This is a genomic window from Candidatus Pelagibacter sp. PS_31 (genome assembly GCF_059417865.1).
Map to the genome: position 1 here is coordinate 252290 of NZ_CM182069.1, position 15593 is coordinate 267882.

The following is a 15593-nucleotide window of genomic DNA, read 5'->3' on the forward strand; positions in this document are numbered from 1 at the left end:
ACTTGTCTATATTGTTTTACTTTCACTTTATAAAATAACAAACGTTAACGTTAAATAGGAGATAAAATGAAACAATTAAGTAAATTATTACTTGCTCTATCTTTTGTACTTTCTATCACAACTTCAGCATTTGCAGTTACTGTAGTGTCTTGGGGTGGTGCTTACACTGAAAGTCAAAAATTAGGGTATGGTGATCCTACAGCAGCAAAATTAGGAATACCTGTTAATTGGGTGGACTACACTGGTGGATTATCAGAAATTAAAGCTCAAAAAGAAGCTGGAAAAATCACTTGGGACATCATTGATGTATACGCAAAAGATACTATCATTGGATGTGATGAAGGAATTTTTGTTGAATTCGATTTCGATAAAGACTTCGCACCTGCTCCAGATGGAACACCTGCAAGTGAAGACTTCTTTACTGGCATGCCTTCAAAATGTGCAGTTGGAAACATCTTGTACTCTTGGAACTTTGCTTACAATAAAAACAATGTAAAAGGTACTCCAAAATCAGCAAAAGACTTTTTTAATACTAAAAAGTTTCCTGGTAAAAGAGCTATCTACAAAGGTGCAATGTCTAACTTAGAATTAGCTATGGCAGCAGGTACAAAAGCTGGTAAAGGTGGTGATAAGATTTACAGCAAACTTGAAGCTGATGGTGGAGTTGATAAAGCAATTGCTAAAATCAAAGCACTATGTGCAGATCCAAAAGGTGGATGTGTATTCTGGAATGCTGGAGCTCAGCCACCAGAATTATTAGCTAACGGTGAGGTTGTTATGGCTACTGGTTGGAATGGTAGATTCTTCAATGCACAAATGGAAGGAACTCCAATTGTACAAGTATGGGACTCTCAAATTCTTGACTATGAGTATTTCGCTATGGTTAAAGGTGGACCTAACGATGCTAACGGAAAAGCTATGAAAGTTCTTAGAGAAATGACAAGTACTGAAGGTTTAGCAGGAAGTGCTAAGTATATTGCTTACGCTCCTTGGAGAAAATCTTCAATCGCTATCATGGAAGCAGGAGAACCTTGGTTTAAAGATGGTAAGACTAACATGGTACCACATATGCCAACAGCCCCTGCGAACACTAAATCATACATTCTTATGAACCCTGAATTCTGGGCAGATAACCAGGATGAAATTGGTGAAAAATGGGAAGCAATGAAAGCTGGACTATAATTTAGTTTTATAGATTAAGTTTTTGTTATAAAATACTAGGGCGGTTACATAATAACCGCCCTTTTTTTTTAAAATTTTATATATGAGTACAGAAAAGATATTATCATCAGACGGAATACCTTTAGAGATAAGCTTAAAAAAAGCTGAGAAAAAAAATAAGCTAAAGGCTTTAATGCTTGTAGGTCCTTTATTTTTATTTCTTATAATTACATACGTATTTCCGATAGGTGATATGTTATTTAGAAGTGTTGATGATCGTATGATTACAAGTAAGTTACCAAATACTTTTGCAGCACTTAAGAAATGGGATGGTAAAGAGTTACCAGAAGAGGATGTATATGAAGCTTTTTACAAGGATTTCTATCCATTGGCTATTAATAAAGAAGCTGGAAAATTATATCAGAGATTAAACTATGAAAAATCTGGTTTTAGTAGTGGATTAAAAAAAACAAATAGAAAAATTAAGAAATTTGAAAAGAGTAACTACAAAGAGCAGTTTATGGAAACTCATAAAATCTGGAGAGATGTAGATTACTGGGTTGCTCTAAAGAATACTGCACCAAAATGGTCATATGCTAAATACTTAAAAGGTGTGGATTTAAAACTTGACCCAGACAGAAACATCGTTCAACAAGATGAAGACAGAAGAATTCATAAAATACTTTGGCTAAGAACTCTTAAAGTTGCTTTTTGGGTAACTATATTTTGCTTCATGCTTGCTTATCCAATTTCATACTTATTAGCTACATTACCCATGAAATATAGTAATTTACTGATGATATGTGTGCTTCTTCCATTCTGGACATCACTATTGGTCAGAACCTCAAGTTGGATGGTTTTACTTCAGCAACAAGGCCCAATTAATGATTTGATTGTATGGCTCGGACTTGCAGCAAACGATGCCAGACCAGAATTGATGTATAATGTAATTGGAACTTTTGTTGCAATGACTCAAATCTTATTACCATTTATGGTTTTACCGCTTTACAGTGTGATGAAAACAATATCTCCAAGCTTAATGAGAGCTGGAAAATCTTTGGGTGGAACACCATTTGTAGCATTTAGAAAAATATATTTTCCATTAACAATTCCTGGAATTGGTGCCGGATCCTTGTTAGTTTTTATTTTAGCAATAGGTTATTATATAACTCCTGCATTAGTTGGAGGGGCAAGTGGGTCTTTGATTAGTAATACAATTGCCTATCATATGAAAAGTTCTCTAGATTGGTCATTTGCTGCTGCATTAGGAACAATGCTGTTGGTTGGTGTACTAACTATTTACTGGATCTATAATAAATTAGTAGGAATAGATAATATTAAATTAGGATAAATTATGTCATTACCAAATTATACATCATGGAATTATAGAGTTTGGCACTACACTTATTTAACAATTTGTGCATTAGTATTTTTCTTTTTAATTGCGCCGCTGTTTATAATCTTACCACTTTCATTTAATGCAGAGCAATATATTCACTTTTCTAAAGGAATGTTAGCACTTGACCCTGACGCATTTTCATTAAGATGGTATGAGGATATGATTTATGGAACTAAAAATCCATGGGGACTTGCTGCAAAGAATAGTATTTTTATTGCTTTCTTTGCAACCATTGGCTCTACAATTTTAGGAACGGTTGCAGCGCTAGGTTTAAGTAGTAGACATATGCCATATAAAGCAGCGTTCATGGCTTTATTAATATCTCCAATGATTGTGCCGTTAATTATCTCAGGAACAGCAATATTCTTCTTTATGGCAAAAGTAGGTTTAGCTGCAACGCATACAGGAATAATTTTAGCACATATTATTTTAGGTACACCATTTGTAGTTATTACAGTAACAGCAACATTAACAGGGTTTGACCATAGTGTTACAAGAGCTGCTGCAAGTTTAGGAAGTAATCCAGTTAATACTTTTATGAAAATAACATTACCATTAATTTTACCAGGTGTTATTTCAGGTGCATTATTTGCCTTTGTAACTTCATTTGATGAAGTTGTCGTTGTGTTATTCTTAGCAGGACTTGAAAACACTACTATTCCAATTCAAATGTGGGTTGGTCTAAGGGAACAGCTAAGCCCAACAATAATGGCAGTGGCAACTTGTTTAATTATAATGTCCACATTAATTCTTGTTAGCGCAGAACTTTTAAGAAGAAGATCTGAAAGACTAAGAGGAATTAACAGGTAATTGATTTACTAAGATCATTTTTTTTATTATAAACAATTCTTCGATTTTAAAATCTTATGAAAATTAAAAAAGTAGTAGTTATAGGTTCAGGAACTATGGGTAGTGGAATTGCTGCACATTTATGTAATGCAAATATTCCAGTAACTTTATTAGATTTAAAAACTGAAATAAGTGAGCAAGCACGGGATAAAATTTACAAATCGAGACCACCACTTTTGTTAGATAAGTCCAAAATAAAAAACATTAAAGTAGGAAACATTTTAGATAATTTTGATGAAGTAAAAGAAGCTGACTGGGTAGTAGAAGCTGTTGTTGAAAGAATAGATATTAAACATGATATCTATAAAAAAATATTCAAAGAAAGAAAAAAAGGTGCGATAGTATCTTCAAACACATCATCTATTCCTATCAAAATATTATCTCAACACTTATCAGAGAAAGAAAAAAAAGATTTTTGCATTACTCACTTTTTTAATCCAGTCAGATACATGGGATTATTAGAGATAGTTAAAAATGAAAATAATGATTTAGATAAAATAAACTCTCTAAAAACTTTTTGTGAAACAGAACTTGGAAAAGGTGCAATTATTTGTAATGACACGCCAGGCTTTTTAGGAAATAGAATAGGTGTTTATGCAATGCAAGTTGCAATGACTGAGGCTTTTAAAATGAAACTTAGTATAGAAGAAGCTGATGCAATTTTTGGAAGACCAATGGGTATACCAAAAACAGGTGTGTTTGGTCTTTATGATTTAATTGGTATTGATTTAATGGCTGATGTTTTAAAAAGTTTTATTAAAGAATTATCAAAAAATGACCCTTTTCAAGTAGTTGCAAAAGAAATTCCTTTAGTAAAAAAATTAATTGAAACAGGATATACTGGCCGAAAAGGCAAGGGTGGATTTTATAGAGTTAACAAAACTGGTGAAGTTAAGATTATGGAAGCAATTAATCTTGAAACTGGAGAATACTCTGTAAGTAAAAAAATTAATATTAAATCAGACAAAATAGACCTTAAAGAATTAATATCTAGAGAGGACAAGTATGGTGAGTATGCTTGGTCTGTTATTTCTAAGATTATCAAATATGCTTCTTCTTTAGTTCCATCAATTACAAAAGATTTCAATGATATTGATGAAGCAATGAGATTAGGTTTTAACTGGACTAAAGGTCCATTTGAAATGTTGGAGGAAATCGGAGTTGAAACTTTTTTTGGTAAAATAGACGACTTTAAGGGAAATGCTTTTTTAGAAAATTTATCTGAAAATAGAAATCAAGATTTTTATGGATCTAGACAAAAATACACTGACATTGAAACGTTTGGAAAAGCTAAAAAGAAAGCATTAAGTGTTGATGGAAACAGTTCAGCACAGATATATAGATTTAAAGATTATAATATTGTTGAGTTTACCACTAAAGCAAATGCTCTAGATTACGATTCAATGGATGCTTTAAAAAAAGCCACTGACAAACCTTTGATTATAATAAATGAAAGTATGCAATTTTCTGCTGGAGTAAACTTGAGTTATACAATGGATTTTGCGAACAAAAATGATTTTAAATCCATAGAAAAATTTATTAGATACTTTCAAGAAACCTGCAAGCATCTTAAGTATTCTAATCACCCGGTGATATCTGCACCATCAGGTTTAACTCTAGGAGGTGGATTTGAAGTAATGGTCCAAAGTAATTTTGTTGCTTCACATACAAATATTGTAGTTGGATTAGTGGAAACAATAGTTGGACTGATACCAGCTGGAGGTGGATGTAAGGAAATGTTGGCAAGATGGTTTGATACAGATGAGGCTAAAAAAGATCCTCATTATGCACCACTTAAAGTATTTGATATTATTGGTTATGGAAAAACAGCAACTTCACCAATTGAGGCAGAACCATTAAAATACTTAAGACCAGAAGATAAAAAAATAATGAATAGAAATAGTTTACTAGAAGTTTCAAAAAAGATCTTAGACGACAATAAAGAATTTAAAACTCCAACAGAGACTGAATTTAAACTACCAGGAAAAGAAATTTTAACAGAAATGAATAAAATTATAGAAAACCTTTATAATAAAAAAATAATTCGTGATCACGGTGTTACTGTTGCAAAAGAACTGGCTCATGTTTTGAGTGGAGGAGATACAACTATAGATAAAATTTTATCAGAAGATGATTTATTTAAATTAGAATTAGATGCTTTCATGAGATTAATAGAGACAAAAGAAACTCAAGACCGTATTAAACACACACTAGCAACAGGAAAGGCTTTAATTAACTAATTAATATCTTTCATCTTCTTCTTTCTTTACCTCGTTTTCTAATATTTCTTCTTTTTTTTCTTCTATTATTTCTTCTTTTTTTTGTTTTTCTTGTTCTAACTTTTCTTTTTTTAATTCTTTAATTTTCTCTTCTTTTATTAGTTTAATTCTACGCAGTTCTTTTTGTTTAGCTCTTTCTTTGAAATTATTGTATTTTTCTATTAGTGAAGATGATGTGAAATTTGTTAATTTTTCTATATTAATCTTTTTTAAAATTTTTAAGGGTTGTTCAATTAATTTTTTTTTACTTAAATTAATTTTTTTCCTAATTGTATTTTTTAGGACATTTTTCACAAACGTATCTCATCAATTTTTAATTAATAATAATAGTTGTAGAGTGACTAAAATGGGTTCAACTTGAAATTTTATTCATTGTTAATTAAGCATTTTAAATGAATTAATAAAATCTGGTCTTAATATATACTCTGAGCGTTTATCAGATTTTATCTTTTTCAATGCTTCGAAACCATAAAGAACTTTTCCAACAGGTGTATATTCACCTTCAAATAATGGTTCATCCTGTAGGATTATAAAAAATTGACTGTCTTCAGTATCATTCTTAAATGTTCGAGCTAACCCGACACTACCTATGGTATAATTAAACTCATTATCAATTTCTGATTTAATTGTACCTAAACCTGATTTTCCAGTTCCAATTTTTCCATAATCTAAATTTCCTTTTTTTCCAAACTCTAGGTCACCAGCCTGGATAAGTTTATTTTCGATTACTCTATGAAAAGCAATATTCTCATAAGCTTTAGATCTAATTAAAGTTACAAATCTTTGAACTGCATTAGGTGAAATGTTAGGATAAAGTTCTATAATTACATTTCCACAAGGTACATTTAAAATTGCAATATTATTTGGATTCTTAAAAGTAATATTCTTTGGATCAATATTTTTAACAAATAAACATTTATTTTTAATTATAAAATATGTGAAGAAAGTTGTGATAGCTAGTAGGATTAAAAAAATAAAAATAAATTTTTCTGATTTAGAAGCTTTAATTTTTTTTATCATTAGAAAGTAAAAGAATTATCTATTTCTTTTATTTTATTTTCAATATATGAAATTTTATTATTTAAAATAGGATCAAATTTACGAATTTGATTAATTTCTTTTTTCTTTAAAAAAATCATATGTGAATAAACTTCTGCCATATCTTCTGAGGCTGTTGATTTAGAGTATTCTGTAAAAAACCCATTAGTCTCTTGATATTTTTCTAAAGATATATTCTTTGTGCAAGTAGAGCATTCAGCGTATTTAAATTCAAAATTATTAAATTTAGCCCATTCTTCTTCATTAAAAATATTTTTGTGCTGAAGATGTATTACATGAAAAACTTCATGATGAATTACTCTTTCAAAATATTTCTGATTAAATTTGATATCTAGTATTAATGTTTTCATTACATTATCTGGAATACCAGCTGTATATATTTCTGAGATTGATAAATTTTGACACATTACAATATATTTGAGATTAATTTTTTTTAGATAGTCATAAGAGTATCTATTAAGATTTTTATGAATAATCTTATATTTTGATTCTAAATCTTTCTTATTAGGATTTGAACAAACAATGTTTTTTTGAGTGCCTAGTCGGAAGGGTCTAGCTGCATAAAAATATCTAAGTTTATTTTTTGTATTTATTTCATAAACCTCTAAGTTAGGTATCTTAATTAAATTATAAATAGTATTTGCCTTTAGAGGTGTAATTAAAAAAATTAATAGTAAAATAGCTCTTATTAAGTTCATAATTTTAAAGATAGAAGATATTCCATTCTTAAAGAATGTGGTACATTTTATTTATAAAATGAAAAAAGAAAGAAACAAAAATCCAGTACAACCAATAAGTGGAACTAAAGTTCCACGATTTGCTGGGCCATCTACATTTGCAAGATTACCAGAATTAAGAGATGTTGAGAGTTGTGACGTAGCAATTGTTGGAATTCCATTTGATGCAGGCACTAGTTATAGGCCTGGTGCGAGATTTGGACCTATGAGTATTAGGCAGGCATCAAGACATTTAAGGACTAATTATCATCCAAGTTATGATGTTGAACCATTTAAAGTTCAGCAAGTTGCTGATGCAGGCGACATCACATGCAACCCATTTAACATTGATGAAGCCATTAAACAAATAGAAGAGGGCGCTACAGAACTTTTAAATAAAGTAGGTGGCATTATTAGTTTAGGAGGTGATCACACAATTGCTCTTCCTTTGCTAAGAGCTATTAATAAAATGAATAATGGTCCAGTTGCTTTAGTACATTTTGATGCTCACTTAGATACATGGGACACATATTTTGGAGCACCCTATACTCATGGAACTCCTTTTAGAAGAGCAAGAGAAGAAAATTTATTTTTAGATGATGCTTCAATGCATGTTGGGATTAGAGGTCCTCTTTACAGTAGAGATGATATAAAAAATGATGAAGAGTTTGGTTTTAAAATCATTCACTGTGATGAATTTCAAACACAAGGTACAGATAAAATTGCTGAAAGAATAAGAAAAAGAGTTGGAAACAATCCACTTTATTTATCTATTGATATAGATGTTTTGGATCCTGCTTTTGCACCAGGAACGGGTACACCTGAAATTGCAGGAATGACTACAAGAGAAATGGTTAATGTCATAAGAGGCCTTTCAGGTTTAAATTTAATTTCTGCGGATGTAGTTGAAGTGTCTCCAGCATATGACCATGCAGAAGTTACATCTTTAGCAGCAGCTACAATTGTTTATGAATTAACTAATTTGTTTGCAAAAGTTAAAAGATAATATAATTTTTAGGAATGCTAGATAAAAAAAATTTTTATATAAATGGAGAATGGGTTTCTCCAAAAAAATCAAATGATTTCAAAGTAATTGACCCTTCAACTGAAGAGGAATGCGCAGTTATATCTTTAAGTGGAGTAGAAGATGTAAATGATGCAGTAAGTGCTGCAACTAAAGCTTTTGAAACTTGGGCATTCTCAACAAAAGAAGAAAGATTAAAATATTTAGAAGCCTTATATGATGTTTATAAAAAAAGATGGGCTGATATGGCTGAAGCAATCTCCCTTGAAATGGGAGCCCCAATTGATTTTTCAACTCAATTACAAGCTGGAACTGGTGCTAGTCACATAAAATCTTATATAAAAGTTTTAAAAGAATACACATTTGAAGCAAAATTAGGAGAACATGCTCTTAATAATAATATTTTGCATGAACCAAAAGGAGTTTGCGCGTTAATAACTCCATGGAATTGGCCGATGAATCAAGTTTGTTTAAAAGTAATACCAGCTATTGCTGCAGGTTGTACAATGGTCCTTAAACCATCTGAGATAGCCCCCTTATCATCGATGATTTTAGCAGAAATGATTGATGAAATTAAATTACCAAAAGGTGTATTTAATTTAGTAAATGGAGATGGTGCAGTTACTGGAAATGCATTAACAAGTCACCCCGATGTAAACATGGTTTCATTCACAGGATCAACTAGAGCAGGTGCTTTAATTTCTGAAAATGCGGCAAAAGACTTTAAAAGAGTTAGTTTAGAGCTTGGAGGAAAAGGTGCTAACATTATATTTAAAGATGCTGATGCTGAAGCAGTTGAAAGAGGAGCGCTTAGATGTTTTAGAAATACAGGGCAATCCTGTAATGCTCCAACAAGAATGTTGGTAGAAAAATCAATCTATGCAGATGCAGTGGAAAGAGTTAAAAATTTTGCTAACTCAATGAAAGTTGATGTTGCAACAAAAAATGGTGATCATATTGGTCCTGTTGTTTCAAAAACTCAATTTGAAAAAATTCAAACATTAATACAGGTTGGAATTGACGAAGGTGCAAAATTAGTTGCTGGTGGAACAGGCAAACCAGATGGCCTTGATAAAGGTTATTTTGTTAAACCTACAGCATTTGCGGATGTTAATAACCAAATGCAGATTGCAAGAACAGAAATATTTGGTCCTGTTTTGTCAATTATACCTTTCGAAACTGAAGAAGAAGCTATTGCTATAGCTAATGACACTCCGTATGGATTATTAAATTTTATTCAAACTCAAGATCAAGAAAAAGCTAATAGAGTTGCTAGAAAATTAAGATCAGGAATGGTCGATATTAATGGTGCAGGCTTAGCTCCTGATGCTCCTTTTGGTGGATACAAACATTCAGGTATTGGACGTGAAGCAGGTAAATTAGGTCTAGAAGAATATTTAGAAGTTAAAGTAGTTAGCGGTTGGAACGATTAATTTAACTAAATTGCTGTTCATAATAGGTTTTCTGCAATTCAATAAACCCTATATTTATTAGTTAATTTTCTAAACTAAAAGTTGTATCGCTTTATACTTTACATAACATAAATAATCCATAATGTCGCAGGTAGTGTTACCATAGCTTTATAGTTAATAAGAGTAACAAAAATAAAAAGGAGAAATAATATGGGTAGATCGTCAAAACTCTACAACTCAGATTTAGCTCCAACTCCAAGCAATAAAAAAAATTGGGGATGGTTTGAAATCTTTAATGTTTGGGCTAATGATGTTCAAAGTTTATTTGGTTATACTTTGGCTGCATCTTTGTTTTTAGCGTCAGGACTAAATGGTTGGGCTGTATTTGCTGCATTAATTCTAGCAGGATTTTTTATAATGTGGCTAGTAAACTTATCAGGTAAACCAAGTGTAAAACATGGAATTCCATATCCAGTATTTGCTCGTGTTAGTATGGGTGTCTTTGGAGCAAACTTTCCAGCAATGGCCAGAGGTCTTGTTGCAATGTTTTGGTATGGAGCACAAACTTATGCAGCATCAACTGCTGTAGCACTTTTAATTACTGGAATAACAGGAATGGAAGGTGAAGTTATGTTTCTTGGCATGACAGGTGTAATGTGGGTTTCATTTATATTTGTTTCAGCATTTCAAGTTTATTTATTTTGGCAGGGTGTAGATCTTGTTAAAAAATTCTTAAACTTTGCTGGTCCTGCTGTCTATGCGGTAATGATACTATTGATGATTATTATCTGGGCTAAAGCTGGTGGAGGATTATTTTCGGAAGTTGGAAATATATTCTCTGGTGGTGAAAGAACAGGTGGCTTTGAAGGCTTAGGATCATTTGGAGCTTTCTTAGCAGTATTTTCTATCATGGTTGGATATTTTGCTGCAGTAGTTATCAATTTTGGTGACTTCGCTAGATTTGTTAAAAATGAAGATGAAATGAGGAAAGGTAACCTATGGGGATTAGTAGGTAACGTGATCTTATTCTCTTTTATTACTTTAATGATCACAGGCGGAACAATCGCAATTTTTGGTGAGTATGTTGCAAGTCCTACAGAGATGGTAGCTAAAGTAGATAACCTAGGTTTAACAATTATTGCTGCATTTGCTTTTTTTGCTGCAACAGTTGGTATTAATATGGTTGCAAACTTTATACCTCCAGCTTATGACTTGGCCAATTTAATGCCAGATAAGATAAATTTCAAAACAGGTGGATTAATTACTGCTGGTTTTGGTTTTATTATTGGTGGTATGTGGGTTGCTGTTATTACTCAAATGGGTTTATTTCCATTTGTTAATACACTAGGAGCAATTCTTGCACCTGTATTTGGTATCATGATTGTTGATTATTATATCATCAAAAAAGAAAAACTAGATGTAGATGCATTGTTTGATGCTAGCCCTAGTGGGAAGTATCATTACAATGGTGGCTTCAATTATAAAGGAATGTTAGCTTGGATACTATCAGGTTACATCGCAGTTGGAACTGTTTGGCCAAACATTTTAGTTTTTGGTTTAGATGATTTCTTTGCAAACCTAGGTGGTGGCGGAGGATATGCTTGGATAATTGGTGCATCACTAGGTGCTGTAGTTCATCTAGCTATATCTAAAAGATAATTAAAGTTATAACTAAAAGCCCATCAATTCATTGGTGGGCTTTTTTTATATTTTAAATTCTAAAGTGATATTTTCTTTATTTAAATCATGAAGAACTAGATTGTCACCTTCACCTTTTCTATCAACAACCAAAAAATTCATATCCTCAGTTGCAATTAAAGGAAAATGCCAAATACCAGCATTATAATTTACTCCAATTCCGTTTGGAATAATAAAAGCCTCCACTTTATTTAAATCAGGCTTATCACCCTCAGGAGCAACAAAAGCTAAAAATGTTGTTTCTTTCATTGGGATAAAGGCTTGGCTACCAAGTGGATGTTTTTCCATCATATCAATCTTCATAGGAAAAGATCTTTTTAAAGCTGAAAAAATACTAATTATAGACTCTCCACCATCTTTCTTTGCATCCAGGTTAGCTATCCCATCATATCGTTTTGCATAGCCATCATTTATTTCTAAAGGCTTGATATCGTCTGTTGTGATCATATCTCCAAACTTTTTAAAATTTTCTTTATTAATAGGTTTGGGTTTGATTGCTAAGTTGGTCATACATTTTTTCCATATATTCTAAATCGAGATATCCCACCATCTGGAAAAATATTAATTTTTATAAAATTAATTTTATCTTTTTTCATTAGATTATTTTTAAAAATATGTAATTTATTAGAGGATAATTTTGCATCTTTTAATAAATACTTCCATTTGACCGAAGAATTTACAATTTGTTTAGAGCCTTTTATTGTTGGTAAATAAGCAGCTTGTAAAGAGCAATAGCTTGGAAAGTTACCTTTAAAGTGATGAGTAGAAATTTCAATTTTATCAATTTCTTTTCCATCTAAAGAATTTAATATTAGCCAATCAAATCCTGGGCCACGTCTTCTCCTTGTTTCCCATCCATCTCCCATATTTTTAGCTTTACCAGGGGCTAAAATATTTTCAGCTTTACCAAAGTGTTCATTGTTACAAGCAATAACAGAGGCACCATCTAATAGTGATGCAAGATTTGTTTTTTTATTTTTCAATTTATTAGATTTAGCAATTGAGCCAAATAACCTCAGTCGAGCAACCCCACCATCAGGAAAAATATTAAATTTTATATGTGTAAATTTTTTTTTACTATTTGTAGTAAAGAAGTGATGGCTATTAGCTTTAGTTTTTTTCTTAGAAAGTAATGGTTCCCACTTTAATTGACTTATTTTATTTGAACTTGAGTTTGTTCCTTCAATAGAAATCATAGCTGGCTGATTTCCATTAAAATGTGATGTATCAACATCAACTTTTTTAATAGAACCAGGTTTTCCTAATTTTAAAATTATATAATCATGCCCTTTAGTTCTTTTTCTTCTAGATTCCCATCCATCCATCCATTTACCATTTTTATCAAACAATCCATCTTTAAAAATTGCTGGTAAAGGACTAATAATTCTATTTGCTGAAGCAAAAAAATCATCAGTTTTAAATATAACCTTAGTTCCCAATCTAGGTTGAGCTAAATCTATAAGACCATTTGTAAAAATAATTTTTTTTGACATTATTAAGAATAGTTTTTAATCCAATGTTTGGCTATATCAATTCTTTTACATATCCATACATCTTCATGTTTAAGAATATAATCTAGAAATTTCTTTAAAGATTGAACTCTTCCAGGCTTTCCAATTAATCTACAGTGTAATCCTACTGACATCATTTTAGGGTTTGTTTTTCCTTCCTCGTATAAAACATCAAAGCTATCTTTTAGATAAGAAAAAAAATGATCACCTGTATTAAACCCTTGATTGGTAGCAAATCGCATATCGTTGTTATCTAGAGTATAAGGAATGATTAATTGTTTTTTCTTATTTCTAGTTTCCCAGTATGGTAAGTCGTCACTATAAGAGTCACTGTCATATAAAAAACCACCATCTTCCATAACTAAGTCTCTAGTATTGGGGCTACATCTACCGGTATACCAACCATTAGGTCTCTCCCCAAAAATTTTTGTATGAGCTTGAATAGCAAGTTTCATATGTTTTTTTTCTTCTGCTTTTTTAATATTTTGATAATCAATCCATCTCCACCCGTGAGATGCAACCTCATAATCAGCTTTTATTATAGCATTACAAACTTCAGGATTTTTTTCTAAAGCCATACCGACTCCAAAAACCGTAATAGGAATTTTCTTTTCTTGAAATAGTTTATGCAATCTCCAAAATCCTGCTCTTGAACCGTACTCATAAAGAGACTCCATATTTATATGTCTACCTTTGATAGGTTGAGCGCCAATGATTTCTGATAAGAAAATTTCTGAGTTATTGTCACCATTTAAAACACAATTTTCAGCACCTTCTTCATAATTTAAAACTATTTGAACAGCAATACGTGCATTATTAGGCCAAATAATCTTTTGATCCTTAGAACCATACCCAATCATATCTCTTGGATCTTTTTTAGACATAAAAAATTATAATTTACTTTGTATTGTTTAACAATTTATTAATTTGAAACAGATTCTGCTTTGATACCATCAAGTAAGTTTAAACATTTTTTAAGCTCATCCAAAACAATGAACTCATCAATTTTATGAGCTTGATCAATTGATCCTGGACCACACACGACAGTACTAATCCCAATTTCTTGAAATAAACCTGCTTCAGTTCCAAATGAAACAACTTGTCTAGAATTATCACCCGTTAAACTTGAAATTAATTCACAAGCATCTGACTTATCTTCTCTATCAAACCCAACTATTTCACCAATAATATCTTTTTCAATTGAAGCATTAGGAAAAACTTTTTTCATTTCAGGTAATAACACCTCATTTGCATACTTGTCGATTTCTTGATTTAAAAATACACCATCTTCCTTAATAACTGGTCGTGTTTCCCAATTAACATGACATTTGTCTGCTATTACATTATGCGCAATACCACCAAACACACCACCAATAGAAAGAGTGGAATGAGGTGGTTCAAAAATGGAGTCTTTTGGTGTTCTACTTTTAAGTTTCTCCCTAAGTTCAATTAATTTATTTACGTATTTTGATGCATATTCAACAGCACTCACACCTTTGTGAGGTGCTGAACTATGTCCTGCTAAACCTTTAAAATAAGTTGTGTATTCATAACACCCCTTATGAGCATCGATAATTTTCATATTAGTCGGTTCACCAATAATACAAATACCATCTTTAATATCTCTTTTTTTTAATTCCTCTATTAGTATAGGAGCACCCTGACATGCAGTTTCTTCATCGAATGTAAATGAGAAATGAATGTCTCTATCTAAGTTCGATTTAGAATAAACAGGTGCATAAGCTAAAGCACAAGCAATAAAACCCTTCATATCACACGAACCTCTTCCATATAATTTATCACCTTTAATAGTTGCAGTAAAAGGATCAGAGCTCCAGCCCTTTGACACAGGAACAACATCAGTGTGGCCTGATAAAATGATTGGTTTTTTACTATTTGAATTTTTAGCTTTTAGTGTTGCAAATAAATTTACTCTTTTTTTTTCACTGTCATAAGTTCTAAAAGAAGTAGCACCTAATTTTTTTAAGATACCATCACAATAATCAATTAATGAGCTATTATCTTCTCCTGAAATAGTTTTAAAAGCTATTAAGTCAGTTAAAATTTGAACTGAATTATTATACAATAGCTTTAAATTATTTTCTGTACTCATATTTATCAACCATTATATATTAAATATATGAAAGAACAAATCACCTATAATGACTTTGATAAAATAGATATTAGAGTTGGAACTGTAATATCAGTTAAAAAAAATGAAAAAGCTAGAAAACCTTCACTAGTAATTGAAGTGGATTTTGGAAAAGATATAGGTGTTAAGCAATCATCCGCACAAATTACCCATTATTACAATGAAGAAAATTTAAAAGGTAAACAAGTTATTGGTGTTTGCAACTTTCCAGAAAAAAATATTGCAGGTGTAGTTTCACAAGTTCTTATTTTAGGTTCGATTGATGATGAAGGCAAAGTTATACTAGTTCACCCATCTCAACAATCAGAGAATGGGCTTCCAATAGCTTAAACT

The 15593-nt window shown here is 31.3% G+C and carries 15 protein-coding genes; 8 read left to right on the top strand and 7 right to left on the bottom strand.

Annotation, left to right across the window (positions count from 1 at the left end; genetic code table 11):
- Window positions 1-66 precede the first annotated feature (66 nt).
- From AC5SLN_RS01335 to AC5SLN_RS01350, 4 genes are all read left to right on the top strand, one after another.
- The gene (locus AC5SLN_RS01335; RefSeq protein ID WP_494593768.1) at window positions 67-1182 is read left to right on the top strand and encodes an extracellular solute-binding protein; all 1116 of its coding nucleotides are present in this window, start codon (window positions 67-69) and stop codon (window positions 1180-1182) included.
- Between the two features lie 82 nt (window positions 1183-1264).
- The gene (locus AC5SLN_RS01340; protein WP_494577092.1) at window positions 1265-2512 is read left to right on the top strand and encodes an ABC transporter permease; all 1248 of its coding nucleotides are present in this window, start codon (window positions 1265-1267) and stop codon (window positions 2510-2512) included.
- A 3-nt stretch (window positions 2513-2515) separates the two neighbouring features.
- The gene (locus AC5SLN_RS01345) at window positions 2516-3370 is read left to right on the top strand and encodes an ABC transporter permease (protein ID WP_271486547.1); all 855 of its coding nucleotides are present in this window, start codon (window positions 2516-2518) and stop codon (window positions 3368-3370) included.
- A 56-nt stretch (window positions 3371-3426) separates the two neighbouring features.
- Window positions 3427-5649: a 3-hydroxyacyl-CoA dehydrogenase/enoyl-CoA hydratase family protein gene (locus AC5SLN_RS01350; protein ID WP_494593770.1), complete on the top strand. Its 2223-nt coding sequence runs from the start codon at window positions 3427-3429 to the stop codon at window positions 5647-5649.
- Here the strand turns inward: AC5SLN_RS01350 and AC5SLN_RS01355 are convergent, their stop codons facing one another.
- From AC5SLN_RS01355 to AC5SLN_RS01365, 3 genes are all read right to left on the bottom strand, one after another.
- Complete coding sequence (locus AC5SLN_RS01355; RefSeq protein ID WP_494593772.1) at window positions 5650-5982, bottom strand: hypothetical protein; 333 nt, start codon at window positions 5980-5982, stop codon at window positions 5650-5652.
- An 81-nt stretch (window positions 5983-6063) separates the two neighbouring features.
- Entirely contained in the window at window positions 6064-6708 is a 645-nt protein-coding gene (locus AC5SLN_RS01360; RefSeq protein WP_494593774.1) for a peptidylprolyl isomerase, read from the bottom strand.
- Window positions 6708-7445, bottom strand: a complete 738-nt coding sequence (locus tag AC5SLN_RS01365) for a putative zinc-binding metallopeptidase (RefSeq protein ID WP_494593776.1) — start codon at window positions 7443-7445, stop codon at window positions 6708-6710. The genes AC5SLN_RS01360 and AC5SLN_RS01365 overlap by 1 nt, the downstream gene beginning before the upstream one ends.
- Before the next feature lie 58 nt (window positions 7446-7503).
- Here AC5SLN_RS01365 and speB point away from each other — a divergent pair, with 58 nt between their 5' ends.
- The 3 genes from speB (at window position 7504) to AC5SLN_RS01380 (ending at window position 11558) form a co-directional block, all read left to right on the top strand.
- Window positions 7504-8469, top strand: a complete 966-nt coding sequence (gene speB, locus AC5SLN_RS01370; RefSeq protein WP_271499193.1) for an agmatinase — start codon at window positions 7504-7506, stop codon at window positions 8467-8469.
- 14 nt (window positions 8470-8483) lie between these two features.
- Window positions 8484-9920 carry an aldehyde dehydrogenase family protein gene (locus tag AC5SLN_RS01375; protein WP_494592189.1) on the top strand — a complete coding sequence of 479 codons (1437 nt, stop codon included), beginning with the start codon at window positions 8484-8486 and terminating at the stop codon, window positions 9918-9920.
- Window positions 9921-10109: 189 nt separating this feature from the next.
- Window positions 10110-11558 carry an NCS1 family nucleobase:cation symporter-1 gene (locus AC5SLN_RS01380; RefSeq protein ID WP_494592191.1) on the top strand — a complete coding sequence of 483 codons (1449 nt, stop codon included), beginning with the start codon at window positions 10110-10112 and terminating at the stop codon, window positions 11556-11558.
- A 45-nt stretch (window positions 11559-11603) separates the two neighbouring features.
- Here the strand turns inward: AC5SLN_RS01380 and AC5SLN_RS01385 are convergent, their stop codons facing one another.
- The 4 genes from AC5SLN_RS01385 to argE are packed head-to-tail and all read right to left on the bottom strand — an operon-like array spanning window position 11604 to window position 15221.
- Complete coding sequence (locus tag AC5SLN_RS01385; protein ID WP_494577100.1) at window positions 11604-12107, bottom strand: ureidoglycolate lyase; 504 nt, start codon at window positions 12105-12107, stop codon at window positions 11604-11606.
- Window positions 12104-13090 carry an allantoicase gene (gene alc, locus AC5SLN_RS01390; RefSeq protein WP_494578411.1) on the bottom strand — a complete coding sequence of 329 codons (987 nt, stop codon included), beginning with the start codon at window positions 13088-13090 and terminating at the stop codon, window positions 12104-12106. Before alc ends, AC5SLN_RS01385 begins: the two co-directional genes overlap by 4 nt.
- 2 nt (window positions 13091-13092) lie before the next feature.
- Complete coding sequence (gene puuE / locus AC5SLN_RS01395; protein ID WP_494592193.1) at window positions 13093-13992, bottom strand: allantoinase PuuE; 900 nt, start codon at window positions 13990-13992, stop codon at window positions 13093-13095.
- Between the two features lie 38 nt (window positions 13993-14030).
- Window positions 14031-15221, bottom strand: a complete 1191-nt coding sequence (argE, locus tag AC5SLN_RS01400; protein ID WP_494577103.1) for an acetylornithine deacetylase — start codon at window positions 15219-15221, stop codon at window positions 14031-14033.
- A gap of 27 nt (window positions 15222-15248) precedes the next feature.
- Between argE and AC5SLN_RS01405 the strand changes: the two genes are divergently transcribed.
- The gene (locus AC5SLN_RS01405) at window positions 15249-15590 is read left to right on the top strand and encodes a tRNA-binding protein (protein ID WP_494577104.1); all 342 of its coding nucleotides are present in this window, start codon (window positions 15249-15251) and stop codon (window positions 15588-15590) included.
- Window positions 15591-15593 lie beyond the last annotated feature (3 nt).

Coding starts and splice junctions, on each gene's coding strand:
- AC5SLN_RS01335 (WP_494593768.1), top strand. CDS start 67: ATGAAACAATTAAGTAAATTATTACTTGCTCTATCTTTTGTACTTTCT.
- AC5SLN_RS01340 (WP_494577092.1), top strand. CDS start 1,265: ATGAGTACAGAAAAGATATTATCATCAGACGGAATACCTTTAGAGATA.
- AC5SLN_RS01345 (WP_271486547.1), top strand. CDS start 2,516: ATGTCATTACCAAATTATACATCATGGAATTATAGAGTTTGGCACTAC.
- AC5SLN_RS01350 (WP_494593770.1), top strand. CDS start 3,427: ATGAAAATTAAAAAAGTAGTAGTTATAGGTTCAGGAACTATGGGTAGT.
- AC5SLN_RS01360 (WP_494593774.1), bottom strand. CDS start 6,708: ATGATAAAAAAAATTAAAGCTTCTAAATCAGAAAAATTTATTTTTATT.
- AC5SLN_RS01365 (WP_494593776.1), bottom strand. CDS start 7,445: ATGAACTTAATAAGAGCTATTTTACTATTAATTTTTTTAATTACACCT.
- speB (WP_271499193.1), top strand. CDS start 7,504: ATGAAAAAAGAAAGAAACAAAAATCCAGTACAACCAATAAGTGGAACT.
- AC5SLN_RS01375 (WP_494592189.1), top strand. CDS start 8,484: ATGCTAGATAAAAAAAATTTTTATATAAATGGAGAATGGGTTTCTCCA.
- AC5SLN_RS01380 (WP_494592191.1), top strand. CDS start 10,110: ATGGGTAGATCGTCAAAACTCTACAACTCAGATTTAGCTCCAACTCCA.
- AC5SLN_RS01385 (WP_494577100.1), bottom strand. CDS start 12,107: ATGACCAACTTAGCAATCAAACCCAAACCTATTAATAAAGAAAATTTT.
- alc (WP_494578411.1), bottom strand. CDS start 13,090: ATGTCAAAAAAAATTATTTTTACAAATGGTCTTATAGATTTAGCTCAA.
- puuE (WP_494592193.1), bottom strand. CDS start 13,992: ATGTCTAAAAAAGATCCAAGAGATATGATTGGGTATGGTTCTAAGGAT.
- argE (WP_494577103.1), bottom strand. CDS start 15,221: ATGAGTACAGAAAATAATTTAAAGCTATTGTATAATAATTCAGTTCAA.
- AC5SLN_RS01405 (WP_494577104.1), top strand. CDS start 15,249: ATGAAAGAACAAATCACCTATAATGACTTTGATAAAATAGATATTAGA.